The following is a 22,681-nucleotide window of genomic DNA, read 5'->3' as shown; positions in this document are numbered from 1 at the left end:
AAGGCGCGGCTGCGCAGAATAAATAGCGTGGTTTTGTCTGCTAGTAAAAATTATTCCTAAGAGACGATTTCGTCTTGGCGATGTTTATCGCAATTACAAAAGTTACAGGGTATGGAAAATTATTTAATTTTTGATATTACCGGTTTTACGCTGATGTTCATGTTGGGTTTAAGGCATGGCTTAGATCCTGATCACATAGCGATCATTGATAACATGGTTATTCGTATTCATGATCAGCGACCTTCATTAGCGCGTTGGGTTGGGACTCTATTTGCTATTGGACACGGTCTCGTCGTCACATGTATCGCTGTGTTGGTGAGCCTGCTCTCGACAAAATTTAGTATCCCGCAAAATATTAGTGTGATTCTTGAGTGGGTGCCGGTTCTTTTATTGTTGTTAGTCGGCACATTAAATTTAGTTCAATTACTTAAAGGTAATTACGTTAGTCCACAAGGCTGGCGTAGTCACTTTATTCCACAAAAACTTCGTGATGGTACGAGTGCATTGTCGGTGTTATTGGTTGGGGTTTTATTTGCAACAGTATTTGATACCGCCACCCAAGCCGCTGCCTGGGGTTATGCTGCATCCGTCAATCATGGCGTATGGGGTGCATTGGTAATTGGTTTGATTTTTTCGGCAGGCATGATTATTACCGATACGATTGACAGCAATATTGTTTGCGGGATTTTGGCGCGTGCCACAGACGCGACTACTATAAAAACTTATCGTACCTTTTTGGGTTGGTTTATTGTCGCTATGTCATTTGGAGTCGCTGGTTATGCGATTTTAAGCGCATTTAATTCTTCTTTTGAATTAAGCGACGACCAAAAATCTATATTGGGTGTGATTTTTATGTTACTTGCGTTAATGATGTATTTTGTTTTGCTACTTCGAAAGTCTTTTAAATCTTACGCATCTATAGGTTCGCTATGAAAAATAATTTGATTCCAGTAACGGTGTTGACCGGATTTTTGGGTGCCGGCAAAACTACGTTGTTAAATAGAATATTGAATGAACAACATTCTAATAAAATTCTTGTTATCGAAAACGAATTTGGAGAAGCAGGTATTGATAATGCTTTATTAGCCGAATCGATTAAAGAACAGATTGTAGTGATGAACAATGGCTGTATTTGTTGCACCGTACGCGGCGATTTGGTCAAGATCTTGGGTGAGTTTAGAGAAAAATTACAAAACAAAGAATTGGATTTTAATCGCGTCATTATTGAAACCACGGGATTGGCAGATCCTGCCCCGGTGGCTCAAACTTTTTTTATGGAGCCATCCATAGAGTCATTTTATAAATTAGATGCAGTGGTAACGGTCGTCGATGCCGTGCATGGTTCTATGCAACTTGATGAGCATCATGAAGCTCAAGAACAAGTAGGTTTTGCGGATCGCATTTTAATTTCGAAGACGGATCTAGTAGAAGCTGTAGCATATGAAACACTGCAACAGCGCTTGCGAAGTATTAACCAGCGCGCCTCTATCAAAAAAGTGCATTTTGGCGAAACGGATATTAATGAAATTTTAGATGTGAATGGTTTTAATCTAGATGACATCCTCAAAATAGAACCGGGCTTTTTGGAAGAAGATCATCATGAGCATGATGACAATATCAAATCTTTTGTCATCCGCGAAAAGAGACCGTATGTGTTGGACCGTTTAGAAATGGTTATGTCGATGTTAGTGCAGCAATTTGGCAATGACATGCTGCGTTACAAAGGTATATTAAACATTGAGAACAACCCTAAAAAATTAGTGTTTCAAGGTGTGCATATGATTATGGGTGGTCATGAGTTTTCACTGTGGCCCAAAAATGCCGAACGCGAAAGCGTGATGGTATTTATTGGCCGAGATCTTCCAGAGCGCGCCATTAGGAATTTGTTAGATGGCTGTGTGGCCATTTAATAATTGGATTTTTATTGTTAATTTTTAGTGAGGAATAATACGTGAAGTTTTTGACAGCGTTTGTGGTTTTGGTGTTAACCAATGTAATCCCTTCTATCTGTTGGGCGGATATCCAGCATAATCATAAGCCAGAGTCAGAGCCAGCGACGCAGCTGGAAAAGGTTGAGGTTACGGGCGTTAAGATGCGTTTAGAGCAAGCGGGTGTGTTGAAGAATGTGATTCAACAAACCGAGCTTATTTCGCAAGAGTCGATTGAAAAACAACAAGCCAATACGTTGGCTGAAGCCATTCAAAAATCCCCGGGCGTGCGTGTAGCGAACGAATGCTCTATGTGCGGCGTAAAAAGAGTGTTAATGAATGGTATGAAAGGTGAGCACACGACAACGTTAATTGATGGTATTCCAATGTATACGTTGATTTCGGGCTTTTATGGTTTTGATGCTAGCAGTGCTGCGGGCATTGAAAGTATAGAAATAGCGAGAGGCGCGGGCGCTTCATTAGTTGCACCCGAAGCGATTGGCGGCACGATCAATTTAATTACGCGTGAAGCTAAAGAAGATCTTGCTGAAGTAGATATTGCCGGCGGTGAAAATGGTTATAGAAAAACTTCCATATTGGCGACCGGTGTTAGTGATGATGGAAACACACGTGCAACTTTAGTGGGCCAACAAGACACACGTGATCAATATGATGGTGATGACAATGGTGTTAGTGAGTCACCTTCTTTGAAAAATGCGTCTTATGTTGTGCGTATATCTCACGATATTGGTACCAGCGATAATGTAACGTTTCGTTTAGGCAATGTTCGTTCTGAAATATTTGGTGGACCTAAGTTAGGATCTCGTCCTCAGCTGGCACAAACTTTCAGTACACTGGCAAATGGCCCAACAGCAGGCGATTTTTTTGTTGATGGCGATGTGCGTAATCAATACATTGCTAATCCTTGGGAAACTGCCGAATGGATTAAAACTGATCGAGAAGAATTAGCCTTAAGCTGGCTGCACGAAATTAATGAGAAGCTCAATGCTACGTTGTCGTTGAGTACGGTTGAGCATATTCAAGATTCTTTTTATGAAGGCATTGATTATTATGCTGACAACAAAATGAGTAATGTTGATTTACGTTTTAATTATTTCTTAAGCCAGCAACATCTGTTGACGTTTGGTGCGAATATTAAACGCGAAACGTTGCGCTCAGAGAATCTGGCATTACAAACATTGCCTGATTATGTCACTGATAGTTTTGATTACGACACCGACAGTGTCTATGTGCAAGATGTGTGGAAGCCGATTGAAGCGTTAGAAATATCCGGCGCTTTGCGTTATGACAATGTTAAAGCTGATTTCATAGATCCAGCAAAACCCGGTATAGAAATCGAAGAATCCATTGTATCGCCACGTTTAGACATTCGATATATGCACACGGAACATTGGGCATCGCGTCTATCAGCGGGTCGTGGTTATCGCGCGCCTTTATCGTTTTTTGAATCCGACCATGGCATATTGGATTCAGGTTTGGGCTATCAAATAGAAGTGGATAAGCTTGAGCGTTCACTGTCAATGAGTTATGCCTTGAGTTATGAAAGCGACGTGCTTACCACTACAGCATCGTATGTGACTACGTCGATTGATAACCTTGCAGCATTATCTGAAACAGATATGGGTGTTCCTTTGTTGACGCAGTTGGATGAAACCGCAAAAGTTAATTCGGCCGATATTGTGATTGGTTATCGTATTATTGAGCCGTTAACGTTGTCGGCTACTCTAGAACAATTGCAATACGACGATGTATTCAAACAATCATTTTCAATTGCACCTATCGAACGTCGTGCGTCGCTGGGTCTTGATCTTGATATCAATGCATGGGATCTCAGCGTCAGTGCCACGTGGGTAGGGAGTCGTGATCTGACAGATTATGGTTACGAAGGTTATAACCGTTCGGATGCCACTGCGCCTAAAACCACCGATGCACCGGCTTATACCACTGTAGATGCAAAAGTGAGTTATGAGTTTGCAGCGGACTTTAGTCTTTACCTCGGTGCAACAAACTTGTTTGATTATACACAAGTCGGCGATAGTGAAACGCCGTTATTCTATGACGCGACTGGCGGTTATGACGTAGCGTATATTTATGGTCCATTGCGTGGTCGTGAAGCTTATGTCGGAATGAAACTTACATTCTGAGCAATAATCAGACATGAAAATATTACGTAGTACATTCTTACTGTTGCTGTGTTTTTTGGTTTTGCCGTTCAATATGTTAAATACTGCAGCCGCGTCTTCGCTGCTGCAGTATCCGCTCTTCAATTTAAATAATAACCACGCTCAAAGCCTAGATGCTTCTGCTACAGGAAAAATTTTATTAATCAATTTTTTTGCAGCCGATTGCGTGTGGTGTGAACGTCAATTTAAAGCTTTAAATTTATTGCAGCAGCATTGCGGAGCATCGGTTTCTATTGCTGTTGTCGGGGTAGGTGCAGGCAGCATTAATAATTTTCGCAATAAATTAAAATCGCATCAAATTACATTGCCCGCTTATATCGCCGATAAGAAGTTTTTAGCAGCCATAGGCGATGTGCCTTTCACCCCGTATAGTTTGATATTTAACGAGCACAGTGAATATCTAGAAAAAATTAACGGTTACATGGACGCTGAAAAATTACAGCGTTTGCTGATGCAATATCAGCCTGCATTGAACTGTAAAATATAATTCCGGTTTTTGCAGATTCATCGAGAACGCTTTGCAATTTTGCAAATTCCCTTCAGGGTGGCCGCACTCGTGGTTTAATTTTTTTTGGCTGGTAATATTAATTGCTGCCAAACAGTAAGTTTATCCGCAAATGACAAACTTGCATGCGCCGGACTCGTTGACGGCAGCGTCTGATAATGCAGCGTATGCGTCATCACCGTCGGTAGTACATAACGTTTATATAATTTTGCCGCAGTCTGACCGTTGAAATAAACCGTTTTGATCGAAGGATGTGCATTAAAAAAACTTACAAAGTCATTCGCGATAATTGATGATTGGATAATGTTCGCATCCAAACTGCCGGGACGTGCACAACTTTGTAATACATCCCACACCGCGATGCGATTTTTTAGCAACAGCGCGACTCGCTGCTCATACGGCAGCAGCACATCAAATGCAAACAGGCTTGCCATCATTGGCCAAAATCCGTTGCGCGGATGCGCGTAATATTGTGCAGCGCTTAAAGACGCCACTCCCGGCATGCTGCCAAGAATCAACACACTCGCATCGGTGTGCGCCAGTGGTGGAAATGCGAAGAGGGTAGTGGGAGTGTTCATAATGCAGATTATCTAATGAACTGATTATGATTAGGAATATCTTGTTAATAATAGGTAGAAAAATAATAATAATGTCGTCATAATCCTGACGGCGACAAAGGAAAATTCCATGAAAACTGCTAAAAGGGCTCTGACCCCTTTAATTGTTTTTTGCCAGGAAAAGCATGGACAGTTTTATCAGTGAGTTCTTTTTTCCATTTGTAAATCTGATTAACACGAATATCTAATTCACGCGCTATTTGCGTGACGGCTTTATCCGATGATTCTGCTAAACGCACCGCTTCCGCTTTGAATTCTGCACTGAATTGACGGTATTTTTTCGGCATTGCAACACTCCTTAAGTGGGTTAATATAACCTCTTTCGAAGTGCTCGTTAAAGCAGGGTAAGTTCAATCTGACCCCATTGATTCGATTGCCATTTTATAATTTAAATTCACGCCGAAACCAAATAACGAAGGCATCCCACGATTTAATATGTTCGATTTTCGGGAACGCCTCACCTTTTTCCAATATATCAGCCATTTCTAACAGTTCTTTAGTAAGTAATTCTTCGTAATCTTTATCTTTCGCACAAAGATTTTTATCATCATCAAAATGTCCGACCATATGAATCGCTGTTGAGACTGATTTGTCAAGATCTTCTTGTGGTAGCGCGTTCATGAAACTTTCATAGTCAATTTTTTTTGCGGCATACTGTTTTAACATCTTGCCGGTGAGTATCCGCAAATCCTTTATCTCTTGTTCATTCATTAGTCGTGTCCTGTAGTACTACCCATACCCATACCACCCATCCACCTAGGCAAATCATGATACTCTTTCATATTGGGTGACATATGATAGTGAGTATATGGTAGTCCATTGGTTCCGGGGTAGGCTTTATAATCAACCCTAAACACTGGTTTGCCTTTATATCTAATTTGGCATATTTTTCCTTGACCTCATTAAAGGGTCAGAGCCCTTTATGGGCAAACAACATTAAAGGGGTCAGAGCCCTTTAAAGGGGTCAGAGCCCTTTAAAGACAAACAAAGCTCTGGTAGAGTGTGGCTTGATTAGTTTAGGGCTGTGTTATGCCACGTAAACCTCGTTTTGTGATTCCCGGTGTTCCCATGCATATCGTGCAACGAGGGCACAGTCGTGAACCGGCGTTTTTTGAAGACAGCGATTATTCTGCGTACTTGGGCTGGTTGAAAGAAGCGGCTGATCGTTATCAGTGTGCGATTCATGCTTATGTGTTGATGACCAATCATGTGCATATCCTTGCGACGCCCGCAGACGAGATGGGTGTTGCGCGCATGATGCAATACGTAGGTAGACGTTATGTGCCTTATATAAATTATAGTTATGGCACAACCGGTACTTTGTGGGAAGGACGTTACAAAGCAAACCTCGTTCAAGCGAATGATTATCTGCTGATGTGTATGCGTTATATCGAATTAAATCCTGTGCGTGCCAATATGGTAAGTGCGCCTGCACATTATCGTTGGTCGAGTTACCGTGCGAATGGCCAAGGCAAAGTCGATGTATTAATCACCGAGCATCCTTTGTATTTGGCGTTAGGCAGGACAAAAGCGCTGCGTGAAGAAGCTTATAAGGCTTTATTTAAAGCGCATGTGGATGATGAGATGTTAGATGACATTCGTTGTGCATGGCAAAGTGGTACGCCATTAGGCAATGATTCTTTTCGTAAAAAGGTTGAGGCAAAGCTTGATTGCCGTGTTGGGCACGCAAAGCGCGGTCGACCCTCTAAGATCCTCTAAAAGGCTCGCTTGAATTCAAGCGGAATCCTTAATGCGTTAAAGTGAGTATGTGTTTCGATTTTCCATGTGTTTGCACCGGTGCTGCTGATATGCCACTGGCTGAATGAGTTAGTTAAATGAGTGTATTCGCAACAGATGCTTTATATATGCAGCACGCTTTGCAGTTAGCGCAACGCGCGGCTGATGCTGGTGAAGTGCCTGTGGGTGCGGTGTTGGTGAAAGATAATGAAATAATTTCCGAGGGTTGGAATCAGCCGATTGCGGGTCATGATCCCACCGCACATGCGGAGATAATGGTGTTGCGCGCGGCGGCGCAGCGGTTAAATAATTATCGTTTGAATGATTGCACTTTATACGTAACGTTGGAGCCGTGTGCGATGTGTGTGGGTGCGATGATCCATGCGCGGATTGCACGTCTCGTTTATGGCGCAGCGGAACCGAAAACGGGCGCGGTGAAAAGCGCGATGGCGTTGTTAACACATCCTTCGCATAATCATTATATTGCGATGACTGAAGGTGTGTTGGCCGCTGAATGCGGGCAGGTGTTAATTGATTTTTTTGAAGCAAGGCGTGGACTGCGCTGATTAATTTTTTAAACCCAACTTTAGATTAAAGCAGTGGCGATAACGCCAATGACTTTGATGGCTTTATCCACATTATTTAAAACAGTTTTAAATTGTTGAATATCTTACGAATAGAGAGTGTGCGCGTGTTGAGTTGGTCGGCGGTACACGAACCATTCCCTGGTGTTTGCTTATGGGAGGCGAGTCTCCGGGAATTTCAACAGGCTGACCTATTGGGCTGAGTTTGGGGTTTTTAAGGTGGGTCAGTGACGATTGGCAATTTTTTTACTGTGAAAGCCACGGAATTGCTTGATTCGCTTCACATTTGCCAAAAAATGCGTAGAATTCGCGCCTCACGATAAAGGCTGCCCGTGGGGCGGCTATTTCCGGATTCGACAGGATAGGTATTTTTCATGGTAGTGATTCGTTTATCACGCGGCGGCACCAACAAGCGTCCGTTTTATCACATGGTTGTCACTGACAGCCGCAATAAGCGCGATGGTCGTTTTATTGAGCGTTTGGGTTATTACAACCCAGTGGCGCGTGGCAATGAAATCCCTGTGCATTTTGATCAAACACGGGTTGATTATTGGTTGTCGCAAGGCGCGCAAGCTTCTGATCGTGTTAAAAGCTTGTTCAAGCGTGCACCTAAGGCTGCTGCTTAATTAGTTTTTTGATTTCGCCTGGCCCCCTTACAAATTTAAGGGCTGCGAGGGTTTTGCTGATATGACCGAGCCGGATAATGCAGTTATTACCCTTGGCGAGATTGTTGGCGTGTTTGGTGTTAAGGGTTGGGTCAAACTTTTTTCTTATACCGAACCGAAAGAAAAAATTGGTCAATACGCTCCTTGGTTAGTGGGCAATGGCGTTAAAAGCCAGTCGGTGGTGTTGGAAGTTTTACATATCCACGGCAAAGGCTTGATCGCAAAGTTACAAGATATCAATGACCGCGATAGCGCGGCTTTATTGATCGGCCACTCCATTACGGTGGCGCGCAGCGAATTAGCCGCTTTGCCTGCGAATGAGTTTTATTGGCGAGATCTGCTGGGATTGCGAGTAGTGAATCTGCAAGGGATCGAGTTGGGTGATGTTGAGCAATTGTTGGAGACCGGTGCACATGACGTGCTGGTGATCAAAAAAGAGGGTATGGAGACCCTGATCCCCTACGTTTGGAACCATTTTATCTATGCGGTAAATCTGGAAGCAGGGATTATCCAAGTAGACTGGCCAGTTGATTGGCAAACAGATTAGCGTTTGTTAGTTACGGCATTAGGGAGGTTTGATGCGTTTTGATGTCATCACGCTATTCCCCGAATTAGTACAAAGCGTGGCTCTGGGCGGCGTTATTGGTCGGGCATTCGAACAAGGCTTACTCAGTTTGCATTGTTGGAATCCACGCGATTATGCCCTAGATCGTCATCGCACCGTGGATGAGCGCCCCTATGGTGGTGGCCCCGGAATGGTGATGAAGATTCAGCCATTGGAAGATTGTTTAGTGGCAGCACGCGCTGCGAATCCTACGGCGCAAGTAGTGTATTTATCGCCGCAAGGTCGAGTGTTGCAACAGGCCGCCGTGCAAGAATTTGCTGCTGGCCAGGATTTGATTTTGATTGCCGGTCGTTATGAAGGCATTGATGAGCGGTTTCTTGAACGTTATGTCGATGCAGAATGGTCGATTGGTGATTATGTAATAAGTGGTGGGGAATTAGCCGCCATGGTGTTGATTGATGCGATAGGTCGGCAATTGCCTGGTGTATTAGGTGATGCAGATTCAGCGTTACAAGATTCGTTTATGACGGGTTTGCTAGATTGCCCTCATTACACGCGTCCTGAAGTTTATGATGGCCAAACAGTACCAGCAGTTTTGTTGGGCGGTGACCATCAAAAAATTGCGCAATGGCGTCATCAACAAGCGTTATTACGAACGGCGCAGCGTCGACCGGATGTGTTGAGCGCGCAATGGCCCAGTCTTAGTGCGAATGATCGTGCTTGGTTGAGCAAAAATGCACCGGATATAGCGTGGCTTGAAGTGCTCGCTGTAAACGGAACGAATGTGAAAGATTGAATATTGAACTATTAAGGTGATGACCATGAGCAACATCATTGCACAGCTGGATGCCGAACAACTGAGAGAGATCCCTGATTTCGCCGCGGGTGACACCGTGGTGGTAAACGTGAAAGTAAAAGAAGGTACCCGTGAGCGGGTGCAGGCTTTTGAAGGCGTGGTTATCGCGATTCGTAATCGGGGTATTAATTCTGCGTTCACAGTGCGCAAAATTTCGCACGGCGAAGGTGTTGAACGCGTTTTCCAAACGCACAGCCCGATCATTGCTAGTATTGAAGTTAAGCGTAAAGGCAAAGTTCGTCGCGCTAAGCTGTATTACTTACGTGAGCGTAGCGGTCGTTCTGCCCGTATTAAAGAAAAACTCTAAACAAAGCCTAAAGATTATTGGCCAGTGGCCGATAAACCTTTTGAGTTCGGGCGCCCCATCGCCCGCGCTTGTTTGGGTTCCCCCCCATGTGCGCTGCACAAGTGCACAACCTAACGGGCAGTTCCACGGAGCTGCCCGTTTGTTTATGCTAGGCCCCCATGTTGATGCCCACTCTTTATAAATATCTTCGAGCTTGGTCGCGATGCCGTGTTGCGCTAGGTGCAGTGTTGTTATTGCTCGCTTATCAATCGCCAGTCATTGCTCAAGATTTACGCACGATTGGCCAATTAGCACGCGATGGTGCGCCTGAGTTGGCGTTGAAGTTACTCGACAATGTGCAGCCGTCTGCGCAAACAAATCTTGAAGGTTGGTTATTTTTTGAGCAACAGCGCATCAATATCATGCGTGAAAATGCGCAATGGGATTTACTGACGCAGCGCTTGCAACAATTGCCTTCGATCGTACCCGTCGCGTTTCGTCACGAAGCATTATTAGAATTAGCCAATGCAGCTTTACAACAAGGCAAAGGTGTTGCCGCACGTGAAGTTTTGCAGCAATTAATTTGGCATAGCGATCCTGCACCGACGGCTGATAATTTGGCGTTGTTTCGGCGTTTAATTATTCGTAGTTATATTATTGATGATCGCTTGGAAGATGCGGAACGTAGCATGTTGCGTTATCAACAAGACTACGGCGACAAAGGGCTGGCCTGGGGCAAATTACGCGCACGCGTGTTGCTGTTAACGGCGCGCGAAGCAGAAGCGCGAGATTTATTACAGCAATTAACTGAATCTGATGCTGAAACCATTGCGTTGAAATTATTAGCGCAATTAAAAACCCAGAGTCGCGAACTTAAAAACATTTCGCAGGAAGCGCTGGCGCAATTAAAGATAAAAAATCTCGAGGATATGGATCGTTCACGCTTGTGGTACATCGTCGCTTTGACGGCAAAAGAAAGCAAAGATTATCCAGCGCAGATTCGCGCATTGGAAAATGTTGTAATAAAAAATGCCTATGTACCTAAAGATGATCGCCTTTTTAAAATAAAAAACGATGTGTTATGGGATAGTTATCTGCAATATGGTCTAGCACAAGGTAATAGTTTGCAATTATTGATTGGCCAAGATAAAGATTGGGTCATCGAAGCCAATAAATGGTTTCGCGATCAGCCCACCCAAGCGCGCGCATTATTTACGGTAGTCATGTTAAAAGGTTTAGCCGGTGAACAACGCGATGAAGCATTTGCGCGTTTTGTTGAGTCATTAGAAACACAAACTGATGGCATGCTGGTGGTTAGGCAATTATTTTTATACAGCGATATGTTTGCGGATGTGCAGCGTCTTCCGGCAGCGCTGCGTTATCGTTTAGTCGATGATGCCTTGGCGCGTAATGATTTAGCTGCGGCCAATCGCTTAATGGCGGATTTAACTCAAGCGCCAAAAAATTCAGATGCTTTAGAGTGGGCACTGCGGCGCGCACGCGTGTTTATTTTAAGTGGTCGTGCCAAAGAAGGTATAACAGCTTTGAATGCTGGTTTGGATGCACAGAAAACTCTGGATAAAAATCAACTCGATAAAGTCTTGCAAGTGATCTTTGATTTACAAACCGTGCGCCGCGATGAAGATGCACTATTAATGTTTACCGAATTGCTGCGTAGACCTTTAGCAGACGGAACGCGTCGAGAAATTTTATTTTGGATGGCGGATTCGTATAAAGCGCAAAAAAATGCACCCTTAGCCGCGGCTTATTATTTGAATTCTGCGACCTTATTAGACGGGCGCGGCGATGATCCATGGGGACAAACCGCACGTTTTCAAGCAGCCGATGTTTTATTAGAGGCGGGTTTGTTTGACGATGCGCGACGGATTTATCAGCAATTGCTGAGCGTGACGCAAGCGGCGGATCGACGCGCGATGATCAAATATAAATTACAAGAAATTGGCTTGCGCAGCCAAGCAACACAACCTTAAACGACTTGAAGTTGGTCGGATTGACCTTATATCGGTTAGCTGATTGGAATTTCGCATTATTTTTAATTTTTATATTAATTGATACCTAGGAACAGAACATTATGAGCACAGCTACCGCGAGCGTTAATCCCGCTGATTTAAAAGGTGAGAGTTTTGAGTTTCAGGCTGAAGTGCCGCGTTTGCTGCACCTGATGGTGCACTCGCTGTACTCTAATAAGGAAATTTTCCTGCGTGAGTTGATTTCGAATGCGTCGGATGCGTGTGACAAATTACGTTTTGAAGGTTTAAAAAACGAAGCCTTGTTTGAAGGTGACGGTGACTTGCACGTCACTATTCGTTTTGATGCAGATAAAAAAACGCTAACCTTCAGCGACAACGGCATTGGTATGACCCGCGATGAAGTTATTGCTAATTTAGGCACCATCGCTCGTTCGGGCACGCGTGAATTTTTTGCTTCTTTAAGTGGTGACCAAGCTAAAGATGCGCAATTGATCGGTCAGTTTGGCGTAGGCTTTTATTCTGCTTTTATCGTGGCCGATGAAGTGACGGTGGAAACACGTAAAGCCGGAACGCCGATTGAAGAAGGTGTGTTGTGGCGTTCCAAAGGTGAAGGCCGTTATGCATTAGAAACTATTAGCAAAAAAACGCATGGCACGGAAATCACTTTGCAATTAAAAGAAGAGGAAAGTGAGTTTTTAGATGCATGGCGTTTACGCAGTGTCATTAAACGTTACTCTGATCATGTCACTTTGCCGATTTGGTTGGTTTCGCCGGCAGATAATGAAGATGAAAATGCCGAAGAGAAAGCCGCTGACAAAAAAGAACAAATAAACAGTGGCACTGCTTTGTGGCGTCGTTCGAAAAAAGATTTAAAAGATCAAGACTATATCGATTTTTATCAGTCTTTGTCACATGACTTTCAAGCACCATTAGCATGGACGCATAACCATGTTGAAGGTCGCCAAGAATATACCAATTTGTTTTATATTCCAGCGGTTGCGCCGTTTGATTTATGGGATAGAGAGCATGTGCAAGGTGTGAAACTGTACGTGCAGCGCGTATTTATTATGGATGATAGCTCGCAATTGCTGCCGCGTTATTTGCGTTTTGTGCGAGGCTTGATTGATTCAAGTGATTTGCCTTTAAATGTCTCGCGTGAAATTTTACAAAGTAATAAGTTACTTGAAAGCATTCGCAGCGGCTCGGTAAAAAAGATTTTAGCGTTATTGCAGGATGTCGCAGATAAAGAAAGCGAAAAATATAAAACGATTTGGTCGCATTTTGGTAATGTGATTAAAGAAGGTGTTGGTGAAGATGCTGCTAATCGTGAAGCGATTGCTAAGCTATTGCGTTTTGCGACGACCCGCAGCGACGCGGGCAAGCAAGAGGTGTCTTTGGATGAGTATGTGGCGCGCTTAAAAGACAAACAAAATCAGATTTATTTTGTAACAGCGGACAGCGAGACGGTTGCGCGCAATAGCCCTCATTTGGAAATATTCCGCAAACACGACATCGAGGTTATTTTATTGCACGACCGAGTTGATGAATGGATGATGCAGTTTTTGCGCGAATACGCGGGTAAATCTTTTGTCTCGATTGCTAAAGGCGATTTAGATTTAGGTGATCTGCTAAGTGAAGCGGATAAACAAGCTGAAGAAGTTATTAAAACCGAAGCGCAAGGTTTGGTTGAACGTTTGCAAAATGCATTGGTAGAACAAGTGGATAAAGTGCGCGCAACCACGCGTTTGATTGATTCGCCCGCGTGCGTGGTGTTGCATGAACATGAAATGGCTTTGTATATGCAAAAGTTGATGAAACAAGCCGGGCATGATGTGCCAGGCAGCAAACCGGTTTTAGAAATTAATCCGCAACATCCTTTACTGCAACGTATTGCGAGTGCTCCCGCTGAAGATTTTTCTGATTGGGCGCAGCTATTATTAGATCAAGCTTTATTAGCGGAAGGCGCGGCATTGCCAGATACCGCTGCTTTTGTAAAACGCATGAATCGACTGTTGCTGCATTAAGTTCTTTGCATTGGGCGGATAACTCACTATAAGCTTTACAAAAGCTTTTTTTAGAAGGGCAAGACTTTATTTATGAGCACGACCGGTGTCTGGTTTTCTGATGTGTGGATGACTGTTTTTGACCTGGTCGTGATCATCTGCGTCACCGTTGCGGTGAGTGTGGTCTTGCGTTATCGCCGTCAATTTGAAGACACTAGTGGGTTTTATATTATTTTGCTGGGTCTTTGTAGTTTCTCTTTTAAACATATCATTGATGTTTGCAGTATCTGGATGTTGCCCTGGTGGTTTACGCCAGCTGAAGCTGCGCACATTACTAATTCCATTCGCGCTTACGTCATTGGTTTTTTTGCTTTGTTCGGCATTATCTGCGTTTCTATTGGTGTGGTTTTTTTAACGCGCAATCTATTAGGTCAGCAGCGACGATTGTTAATGGCAAAACAATCATCAGAACTATTGAGCCATTTTTTGCAAAGCGTCATGGACGGCATTGCTGAACCGATTATGGTAGTGAATCGAAATTTAGAAATTACCTTATGTAATCGAGCAGCCTGTGAATTGTGGGGTTGCGAACCTGGGCAGCAAGGTTTGCGCTTGTCAGATTTGATGGTCGCTGATGAAAGTTGGCGCAGAAAATTACTGGATGGCGTGTTGTTTCAATATGCTGAGTTACGCAGTGTTGAGTTAGTCGTAAAAAATGCTAAAGGTGATTTATTGCCAATGATATTTTCAGCGGCAATATTGCAAGATGTAAACGATGGTGTTCAACAAGATGGACGCGTAGTTGATAATGCGTTGTGTGTTTGTGTTTTATATGATGTTTCTGCGTATAAAGCCGTTGAACAAGAGCGTTTAACATTAGAGCGACAATTGCGGCAATCGCAGAAGATGGAAGCATTGGGTGTGCTCGCTGGTGGCGTTGCGCATGACTTTAATAATATTTTAGGCATCATTGTCGGCAGTAATGAGTTGCTGCAATTGTCTATGAGTAATAATGAAGAAGGCCGTCATTATGCAGAACAAATTCGCCAAGCGTGTGATCGAGCTAGTAATTTAATTAGACAAATTCTTGCGTTTAGTCGTCGGAGTGCGGAAAAGCATGAAGCGTTTTCGCCACAAGCGGTGTTGCGCGAAACCTTAGAAACATTGCGCGCCACTTTACCGGCCAATATTGATATTCGTGTTGATGCGCATGTTGATAAAGCGCGCGTGCATGGTGATGCAAATCAATTTCAGCAAATTTTATTAAATTTATGCACCAATGCTTTGCATGCCATGGAAGCAAATGGCGGCTTGCTTGAAATAACCTTAGTTGCGTTACCGGCGGGTGTGACACCGCTGGCAAAAAATAAAGCGCGACAAGTATTGGAAATGCGCGTCAGTGATACCGGCGAAGGTATTAATGCTGAAGATTTAGCACGTATTTTCGATCCCTTTTTTACAACTAAACCGCGCGGCAAAGGTACGGGACTTGGTTTGTCGGTCGTGCATGGTATTGTCGAGCAGCACCAAGGTGCCATTAAAGTAGAAAGTGAACGCGGTGCGGGTACTACTTTCCATATTTATTTTCCGATCACGCATGATAGTGCGGTGGCTATTTTAATTGAAACCATGGATGTGGCGCCGGCGACCGGTGATGGCCATATTTTGGTGGTGGATGACGAAGAAGATTTGGCCGTGTTGTATCAAGATTATTTGCAAAATTTAGGTTATGTGGTCACGGCGTACACTGATCCGCGTGAAGCCTTGATCGCATTTCAAAAAAATCCTGCGGGTTTCGATTTGGTGTTTACGGATCAAACGATGCCGGGCATGATCGGAATGGATTTTGTTAATCGAGTGCGCCGTATTCGTGCCGATATGCCAGTAATTATTGCGACTGGTTATAGTCATTTATTAAGTATGGATACGATAGAATTGTTAGGCATGGCGCAGTTTTTGCAAAAACCCGTGTCGTTAAAACAATTAGCTAAAGTAGTAGCAGAGTTGTTGCTTAGTCATAATCAGCAGCATTAAGCCTTCGCATTATTTTTCATGCATGCTGTTGCGAATAAAAAATTACAAAGGTGAACGAGATGTCCGATAAAATGTTTTTGCGCAGTACCGATATTCAAGCATTGCCGGAAGAAGCGAAACGGCATTTTTTAAATAGCAAAGCGACGCGTCATACAAAATCTTTGGGTGATGCGGCAGGTCTTAAAAATCTAGGCGTACACTGGGTGCGTGTAGAAGCAGGTGATGATAGTACCGAGTTTCATGTGCATCATTATGAAGAAGAGTGTGTATATATTATTGCAGGCACTGCTACCGCTATTTTAGGTGATGAAAGCTTTTCGGTTATGGCGGGTGATTTTATTGCTTATCCTTGTAACGGCGTGCCGCATAAAATAGTCAATCACAGCAGCGAGCCTTTGATTTATTTATTAGTCGGCGAACGTCGCGCGCATGACATTTCTGATTATCCGGCTGCGGGTAAACGGTTGTATCGCAATACAGGTCGTTGGGACTTAGTTGATCTAATGGCCATAGATGATCCACGTAAGAAATTACCGCGTTAAATTTTTAGGCGCATAAATCTAGCTGCTTGCACATTCCATGTCGTCATCCCATAAATTAACAACACCGCAATCGGTCGCTGTCATTGGCGGCGGTTTGGCTGGCATTTGTTGCGCAACAGCTTTAAGCGCAAGCGTGACAGACGTTACGGTGTTTGAAGCCAGTGATGAAGTGGGTGGACGTTTGCGCAGTTTGGTGATTGATGGTGTTGCAGCAGATTATGGTGCCCAGTATTTCACTGCTCGCAGCGATGAATTTACGGAACAAATAAAAATTTGGCGTGATGATTGGTTAGTAGATGAATGGCAAGGCTGGTTGGTTGATTTGCATAATGGGCAAGCAATAAGTCATGTTGATAATGTGGCGCGTTATGTAGGTCGACCGCAGATGCAGGTTATGGTGAGTGCTTTGGCGGAAAGTTGTAATGTCCGTTGCGGCGTAACAGTAGATGTTATTAAGCGCGAACAACAACGCTGGAGCTTAGCGGCTGCAGGAATTGAGTTAGGTAAGTTTGATGCCGTGGTATTAGCGGTGCCCGCACCTCAGGCGATGGCTTTATTAAATGTTTGGCCGGAGGCACAACAAGAACTAGCGGCGGTAGAAATCATGCCGTGTTGGAGTTTGGCCTTACAATTTGCTGAGCCCTTAGCCGTGGGTTACGACGGTGCCTATGTGCTGGAATCGCCTTTGGCTTGGATTGCCCGTGACTCCAGCAAACCAGAACGCAGTGGAGCAGATACGGGACCCGAAATTTGGATTTTACAAGCCTCGCCCGAATGGTCGGAAATGCACAGTCACCTTAGTCAGAGTGAGGTGAGCGCTCTTTTAGTGGCGGCATTTTGCCAGGCAACGCAAATTTCTTTGCCAGCCCTTGAGCGCCAGCGGTTACACTACTGGCCTTATGCGCAAACCGTCCGACCCTTGGGCGCCGCCTATTTATATTCGCCGGCGCTGCAACTAGGCATATGTGGTGACTGGTGTTTGCGTGGCCGCGTTGAAGCTGCATTTCAAAGTGCGGATGCACTGGCAAAACGCATGCTGCGAGACGACGATATTTCAGATAATAGTTTAGTAGAAGGTTAGAACGATGAAAAAAATTGAAGCGATTATTAAACCCTTTAAATTAGATGAAGTGCGCGACGCTTTGTCGAATGTTGGAATTACAGGCATGACCGTCACTGAAGTGAAAGGTTTTGGTCGCCAAAAAGGTCACACCGAAACTTATCGCGGTGCTGAGTATGTGGTGGATTTTTTACCTAAAGTGAAATTAGAAATTGTGATTGCCGATGATCAATTAGAACAATGTTTAGAATTGATTCGTAATGCTACGAACACTGGCAAAATCGGTGATGGAAAATTATTTGTTTACAATGTCGAGCGTGCAATACGCATACGCACAGGTGAACAAGACGACGCAGCGGTGTAACTCACCCTATATAACCTTATGAGCCTAGCTCATAAGGTTGATTGAATTTACTTTTAAGGTATCACTCATTAACCCCGTCATTATTCCCCGTGCTGAGCACGGTATTTCTCGCCAGCAAATTAGCGATAAGGCGTTGAAAGTTTTGTATCGACTACATGAAGCCGGTTTTCGTGCCTGTTTAGTCGGCGGTTGTGTGCGCGACTTATTATTAGGTTTGCGTCCTAAAGACTTTGATGTCGCCACCGATGCGCGACCCGAACAAGTGCGCGAAGTATTCGATAATTGTCGTTTAATTGGTCGGCGTTTTCGTTTGGCACATGTGCATTTTGGTCGTGACATTATTGAGGTTGCAACATTTCGTGGCCAAGATGCAGCCGAAGATGATGCGGATGATGCGCGTTTAATTGATGACAGCAAAGAAGGTCGTATCGTTCGCGATAATGTTTACGGTACTTTGGAAGAAGATGTATGGCGGCGTGATTTTACGGTCAATGCGCTGTACTACGACATCGCCAATTTTTCTATTATTGATTACGTTAATGGCATGCAAGATTTGCAAGCCGGCGTTATTAAATTAATCGGTGATCCAGAAGCGCGTTTTCATGAAGACCCAGTGCGTTTATTGCGCGCGGTGCGTTTTACTGCAAAATTAGGTTTTGTGTTAGATCCTGCTACAGAAAAACAGGTTTTGCCGTTAGCATCATTGTTAGCGGAAATGCCCAAAGCGCGTTTATATGATGAAGTTTTGAAATTATTTCAAAGTGGTCATGCGGTGCGTAGTTTAGTGTTATTGCGTCAGTATGATTTATTTCGACATTTGTTTCCGTTAACAGAAGCCTGTTTGCAGCACGATGGTGAGTTATTGTTGAGTATGCTCAATCAAGCTTTAAGCAACACTGATGCGCGCGTGGCTTCAGGTCGAGGTTTGAATCCGGCTTTTTTATATTCGGTGATGTTGTGGGCGCCGATGATGAAAAAAGCAGGATATGCAGTACAAGATGCTTCGCCGATTATGGTTGATTTGCAAGACGCTGCGGGCGACGTCTTAGATGGTCAAGCGAGTGCTACGGCGATGCCGCGTCGTTATAGTGCCATGGTACGTGAAATTTGGGCTATGCAGCCGCGGTTAGAGCGTTATCAAGGTCAACGCGCGTTGTTGCAATTAAGTAGTCCTGCGTTTCGTGCGGGTTATGATTTTTTATGTTTGCGCGCACCGTTAAATCCTGTACTAGCAGAACGTGCTGCATGGTGGACGGAGCTACAAGAACAAAATCCAGTGGAACAAAAAAATCTTGCACAAGCGTTAATCAAAGAAAAATCCGATAAACCGCGTCGACGTCGGAGAGTGCGGCGTGAGCGATAATTATGTTGATGCGTATATTGGGTTAGGCGCCAATTTAGGCGATCCGATTGCGCAATTACAATCGGCGTTGCGCGTATTAGCCTGTATGGAGCACAGCGAATTAGTCGCGGTGTCACCGTTTTATCGTAGTCCACCGATGGCGATTGATGGTGAAATTCCTGATCAACCGGAATACATTAATGCCGTTGCTCATTTGCGCACGAAGGTATCGGCGCAACGTTTATTAGCAGCATTGTTATATATTGAGCAAACGCATGGTCGGGTGCGTGATGGTCATAAGTGGGATGCGCGTACGCTAGATTTGGATTTATTATTGTTTGGTGATGCAATAATTAATGAGCCAGGTTTGCAAGTGCCGCATCCCGGTTTAGTAGCACGCGCATTTGTTTTGTATCCTTTGTATGATTTGCAGCAAAATATATTACTGCCTGGTATTAATAATAATTTAGCGCAATTATTGCAGCACTGTCCGTTGGCAGGTTTGCAGAAAATTAATGAGATCGCTTGATGAGCGTACCTAGTTTCATTGTTGTTGAAGGACCCGTGGGCGTAGGTAAAACTACCTTGAGTCGACGTTTGGCTGAAAGTTTTGGGTCTGAGTTATTATTAGAAGCGCCAGATAAGAATCCGTTTCTGGAAAAATTTTATCGCAAGCCCCGCCAACATGCCTTGCCTACACAGTTATTTTTTTTGCTACAGCGCGCGCAGCAGTTACAAGAATTACGTCAATCAGATTTATTCAATCCGGTTCGCGTTGCAGATTTTTTAATGGAAAAAGATCGTTTGTTTGCGCAGCTAACGTTAGATGCTGACGAACTAACTTTATATAATCAAGTGTTCGAGCATTTGACCATTGATGCGCCTAAACCCGATTTGGTTATTTATTTGCAAGCACCAGTGCAAGTATTGTTGACGCGTATTCAGCGCCGAGGCGTGCATTATGAGCATTGGATTCAACCTGGTTATTTGCAGCGTTTAGTCGATAGTTATACGCAATTTTTTTATGACTATAGCGAAGCACCTTTGTTAATTGTGAATGCAGCAGAGGCGAATTTTGTAGAAAGCGAAACTGATTATCAGCAATTGCTAGATCAAATTCGTAAAGTCCGTAATGGTCGGCATTATTTTAATCCGGTGAGTTTAACGTTGTCCTAAACGTTGTTGAGGCAAATATTATGAGCACATCACCTTATCAAGGCACTGCAAATAGTGCGCCAATTAAGCGTACTGTGACCGTTAAAACACTGCGTGATATGAAAAGCAGTGGTGAAAAAATTGCAGCATTAACTGCGTATGATGCTTCTTTCGCAGCATTATTAGATGATGTAGGCGTTGATATACAATTAGTCGGCGATTCTTTAGGTAATGTTATCCAGGGTTTAGATAGCACCTTGCCGGTGTCGGTTGATGACATGATTTATCATGCGCGGGCTGTCGCTACGCAATGCCGTCATGGTTTGCGTATGGTTGATATGCCTTTTATGAGTTATTGGTCGATTGATACTGCTTTGCAAAATGCTGCGCGTTTAATGAAAGAAGGTGGCGCGCAAATGGTGAAGTTGGAATGCACACAAGCGCAAGAAGCGATTATTCGTGCATTGGTGAATGAAGGTATTCCGGTGTGCGCGCATTTAGGTTTGCGTCCGCAATCGGTGCATAAACTAGGTGGTTATCGCGTACAAGGTCGAGACGCGGCAGCGGCAGAAGCGATGTTAATTGAAGCGCAACGTTTACAAGACGCGGGTGCGGATGTGTTGTTATTGGAAGCGGTACCTGCTTCATTGGCTGCGCAAATTACGCAACAAGTAGAAGTGCCGGTGATTGGCATTGGTGCGGGTTCTGATTGTGATGGTCAAGTGTTAGTGTTGTACGATATTTTGGCGATTACGCCGGGTAAGCGCCCGAAATTTTCCAAAGATTTTTTAGCAAATGGCGGTGATATTCGCGCGGCTATACAAACTTACGTTAATGACGTTAAAGCTAAACGTTTTCCTAGCAGCGAACATAGTTTCACTTAAGAGTTTTAAAGTATGCGTATAGTGGAAGAGGTGAGCGCTTTGCGCCATCAATTACGCGCTTGGCGGCGCGCCGGCGAAAGTATTAGTTTTGTACCTACAATGGGTAATTTGCACGAAGGTCATTTGCGGTTAGTGCGAGAAGCGCGTCGCGCTGATCGTGTCGTCGTTAGCATTTTTGTTAATCCTCTGCAGTTTGGTCCGAATGAAGATTTTGCAAACTATCCGCGCACCTTAAATGAAGACTGCGAAAAATTACGCAATGAACGCGCAACGTTATTATTTGCGCCATCACCTGAAATTTTGTATCCCGAGGGCGAACCAACAATGCGCGTACAGGCGGGCGCGTTGGCAGAACGTTTATGTGGTTTACATCGACCGGGACATTTTGATGGCGTAGCGACCATAGTTGCGAAATTATTTAATTTGGTGCAACCCGATATCGCTGTTTTCGGCAAAAAAGATTATCAGCAATTAGCAGTAATTAAACAGCTAGTGCATCAGCTGAATTTTCCGGTGGATATTATCGGTGTTGATACGGCGCGCGAAGCAGATGGCTTAGCGATGAGTTCGCGCAATCAATATTTAAGTCCGGAAGATCGTCAAATAGCGCCACAGTTGTACGCTGCATTACAGCAAATTGCTGCTGCGGTAATGAGTGGCAGACGGGATTATCCCGTTTTGCAAACCAATGCGATAAAAGCCTTAAAGAAAAGCGGCTGGCAGCCCGACTATGTGAAAATCTGTCGACCGCAAGATCTAGCGCCCGCGAATGAACAGGATGCGCAATTGGTGATTTTGGCCGCCGGTCGACTCGGCACCACTCGACTGATTGATAATCTAGAATTTGCGATTTAAACCAGTTATTATGCCCCGTCTTTGATAGTAACTCTGTTTACTATTGGTTTTTTTAATACTTAAAGTTGTAGGGGGCCGGTGATGCAAATTACATTGCTCAAAGCTAAGTTGCATAAAGCTATGGTCACGCACGCAGAGCTGGAATATGAAGGCTCTTGCGCGATTGATGGTAATTTATTGGATGCTGCGGGTATTCATGAATACGAGCAGATCCAGATCTACAACATTACAAATGGTGAACGTTTCACCACCTATGCTATTCGCGCTAAAGAAGGCTCGGGTATCATCTCGGTGAATGGCGCGGCCGCGCATAAAGCCAGCCCGCAGGACAAAGTGATTATTTGTACTTATGCGGTATTTAATGCTGCTGAAGCGAAATTGTATAAACCCACTTTAATTTATTTAAATCAATCTTTGGAAAACAAAATTATTCGCACCGCGAATACTATTCCTACACAAGCTGCTTAAACGCTTAATATTAATATCCTATAAAAGCCCCGCACT

25 protein-coding genes are annotated in these 22,681 nt (G+C 44.1%); 22 read left to right on the top strand and 3 right to left on the bottom strand.

Annotated features, from left to right (window positions below; genetic code table 11):
• The first annotated feature begins 111 nt into the window (after window positions 1-111).
• From H0W44_00180 to H0W44_00165, 4 genes are read left to right on the top strand one after another with little or no spacing between them, the layout of a single operon-like run.
• On the top strand, window positions 112-933 hold the full coding sequence (locus H0W44_00180) for a nickel permease (GenBank protein MBA3580849.1): 822 nt from the start codon (window positions 112-114) through the stop codon (window positions 931-933).
• Window positions 930-1,910, top strand: a complete 981-nt coding sequence (locus H0W44_00175; GenBank protein ID MBA3580848.1) for a GTP-binding protein — start codon at window positions 930-932, stop codon at window positions 1,908-1,910. The genes H0W44_00180 and H0W44_00175 overlap by 4 nt, the downstream gene beginning before the upstream one ends.
• A gap of 50 nt (window positions 1,911-1,960) precedes the next feature.
• Window positions 1,961-4,093 (top strand): TonB-dependent receptor, encoded by a 2,133-nt coding sequence (locus H0W44_00170; GenBank protein ID MBA3580847.1) that lies wholly within the window; start codon window positions 1,961-1,963, stop codon window positions 4,091-4,093.
• Between the two features lie 13 nt (window positions 4,094-4,106).
• Entirely contained in the window at window positions 4,107-4,619 is a 513-nt protein-coding gene (locus tag H0W44_00165; GenBank protein MBA3580846.1) for a hypothetical protein, read from the top strand.
• 74 nt (window positions 4,620-4,693) lie between these two features.
• Here the strand turns inward: H0W44_00165 and H0W44_00160 are convergent, their stop codons facing one another.
• From H0W44_00160 to H0W44_00150, 3 genes are all read right to left on the bottom strand, one after another.
• Window positions 4,694-5,215, bottom strand: a complete 522-nt coding sequence (locus H0W44_00160) for a DNA-deoxyinosine glycosylase (GenBank protein MBA3580845.1) — start codon at window positions 5,213-5,215, stop codon at window positions 4,694-4,696.
• Window positions 5,216-5,334: 119 nt separating this feature from the next.
• Entirely contained in the window at window positions 5,335-5,541 is a 207-nt protein-coding gene (locus tag H0W44_00155) for a transposase (GenBank protein MBA3580844.1), read from the bottom strand.
• Window positions 5,542-5,635: 94 nt separating this feature from the next.
• A complete protein-coding gene (locus tag H0W44_00150) occupies window positions 5,636-5,965 on the bottom strand; it encodes a hypothetical protein (GenBank protein MBA3580843.1) in 330 nt (109 codons plus the stop codon).
• A 318-nt stretch (window positions 5,966-6,283) separates the two neighbouring features.
• On the opposite strand from H0W44_00150, the gene H0W44_00145 reads away from it, so the two are divergent.
• From H0W44_00145 to H0W44_00060, 18 genes are all read left to right on the top strand, one after another.
• A complete protein-coding gene (locus H0W44_00145) occupies window positions 6,284-6,973 on the top strand; it encodes a transposase (GenBank protein ID MBA3580842.1) in 690 nt (229 codons plus the stop codon).
• Between the two features lie 116 nt (window positions 6,974-7,089).
• Entirely contained in the window at window positions 7,090-7,557 is a 468-nt protein-coding gene (tadA, locus tag H0W44_00140; protein ID MBA3580841.1) for a tRNA adenosine(34) deaminase TadA, read from the top strand.
• Between the two features lie 392 nt (window positions 7,558-7,949).
• Window positions 7,950-8,201, top strand: coding sequence for a 30S ribosomal protein S16 (rpsP, locus tag H0W44_00135; GenBank protein ID MBA3580840.1), 252 nt, complete (start codon window positions 7,950-7,952; stop codon window positions 8,199-8,201).
• 61 nt (window positions 8,202-8,262) lie between these two features.
• Window positions 8,263-8,787: a ribosome maturation factor RimM gene (rimM, locus tag H0W44_00130; protein MBA3580839.1), complete on the top strand. Its 525-nt coding sequence runs from the start codon at window positions 8,263-8,265 to the stop codon at window positions 8,785-8,787.
• Window positions 8,788-8,818: 31 nt separating this feature from the next.
• Window positions 8,819-9,601 (top strand): tRNA (guanosine(37)-N1)-methyltransferase TrmD, encoded by a 783-nt coding sequence (gene trmD / locus H0W44_00125; protein MBA3580838.1) that lies wholly within the window; start codon window positions 8,819-8,821, stop codon window positions 9,599-9,601.
• Between the two features lie 25 nt (window positions 9,602-9,626).
• Window positions 9,627-9,968: a 50S ribosomal protein L19 gene (gene rplS / locus H0W44_00120; protein MBA3580837.1), complete on the top strand. Its 342-nt coding sequence runs from the start codon at window positions 9,627-9,629 to the stop codon at window positions 9,966-9,968.
• Window positions 9,969-10,126: 158 nt separating this feature from the next.
• Window positions 10,127-11,938 carry a hypothetical protein gene (locus tag H0W44_00115; GenBank protein ID MBA3580836.1) on the top strand — a complete coding sequence of 604 codons (1,812 nt, stop codon included), beginning with the start codon at window positions 10,127-10,129 and terminating at the stop codon, window positions 11,936-11,938.
• A 101-nt stretch (window positions 11,939-12,039) separates the two neighbouring features.
• Window positions 12,040-13,962: a molecular chaperone HtpG gene (htpG, locus tag H0W44_00110; GenBank protein MBA3580835.1), complete on the top strand. Its 1,923-nt coding sequence runs from the start codon at window positions 12,040-12,042 to the stop codon at window positions 13,960-13,962.
• Window positions 13,963-14,034: 72 nt separating this feature from the next.
• A complete protein-coding gene (locus tag H0W44_00105) occupies window positions 14,035-15,975 on the top strand; it encodes a response regulator (GenBank protein MBA3580834.1) in 1,941 nt (646 codons plus the stop codon).
• 71 nt (window positions 15,976-16,046) lie between these two features.
• Window positions 16,047-16,517, top strand: a complete 471-nt coding sequence (locus tag H0W44_00100; GenBank protein ID MBA3580833.1) for a cupin domain-containing protein — start codon at window positions 16,047-16,049, stop codon at window positions 16,515-16,517.
• 37 nt (window positions 16,518-16,554) lie between these two features.
• The gene (locus H0W44_00095) at window positions 16,555-17,598 is read left to right on the top strand and encodes an NAD(P)-binding protein (protein ID MBA3580832.1); all 1,044 of its coding nucleotides are present in this window, start codon (window positions 16,555-16,557) and stop codon (window positions 17,596-17,598) included.
• 4 nt (window positions 17,599-17,602) lie between these two features.
• The gene (locus H0W44_00090) at window positions 17,603-17,941 is read left to right on the top strand and encodes a P-II family nitrogen regulator (GenBank protein MBA3580831.1); all 339 of its coding nucleotides are present in this window, start codon (window positions 17,603-17,605) and stop codon (window positions 17,939-17,941) included.
• Window positions 17,942-17,972: 31 nt separating this feature from the next.
• Complete coding sequence (gene pcnB / locus H0W44_00085) at window positions 17,973-19,304, top strand: polynucleotide adenylyltransferase PcnB (GenBank protein MBA3580830.1); 1,332 nt, start codon at window positions 17,973-17,975, stop codon at window positions 19,302-19,304.
• Window positions 19,294-19,812 (top strand): 2-amino-4-hydroxy-6-hydroxymethyldihydropteridine diphosphokinase, encoded by a 519-nt coding sequence (gene folK / locus H0W44_00080; protein MBA3580829.1) that lies wholly within the window; start codon window positions 19,294-19,296, stop codon window positions 19,810-19,812. The genes pcnB and folK overlap by 11 nt, the downstream gene beginning before the upstream one ends.
• The gene (locus H0W44_00075; protein MBA3580828.1) at window positions 19,812-20,459 is read left to right on the top strand and encodes a deoxynucleoside kinase; all 648 of its coding nucleotides are present in this window, start codon (window positions 19,812-19,814) and stop codon (window positions 20,457-20,459) included. Before folK ends, H0W44_00075 begins: the two co-directional genes overlap by 1 nt.
• 20 nt (window positions 20,460-20,479) lie before the next feature.
• Window positions 20,480-21,322, top strand: coding sequence for a 3-methyl-2-oxobutanoate hydroxymethyltransferase (panB, locus tag H0W44_00070; GenBank protein MBA3580827.1), 843 nt, complete (start codon window positions 20,480-20,482; stop codon window positions 21,320-21,322).
• Window positions 21,323-21,334: 12 nt separating this feature from the next.
• Complete coding sequence (locus H0W44_00065) at window positions 21,335-22,177, top strand: pantoate--beta-alanine ligase (protein MBA3580826.1); 843 nt, start codon at window positions 21,335-21,337, stop codon at window positions 22,175-22,177.
• An 81-nt stretch (window positions 22,178-22,258) separates the two neighbouring features.
• Complete coding sequence (locus H0W44_00060; GenBank protein ID MBA3580825.1) at window positions 22,259-22,645, top strand: aspartate 1-decarboxylase; 387 nt, start codon at window positions 22,259-22,261, stop codon at window positions 22,643-22,645.
• Window positions 22,646-22,681 lie beyond the last annotated feature (36 nt).

This window comes from Gammaproteobacteria bacterium, assembly GCA_013817245.1.
Taxonomy (GTDB): Bacteria; Pseudomonadota; Gammaproteobacteria; order HTCC5015; family HTCC5015; genus JACDDA01.
The sequence above is the reverse complement of the archived record's forward strand: the minus strand, read 5'-3'. Positions and strand labels throughout refer to the sequence as shown.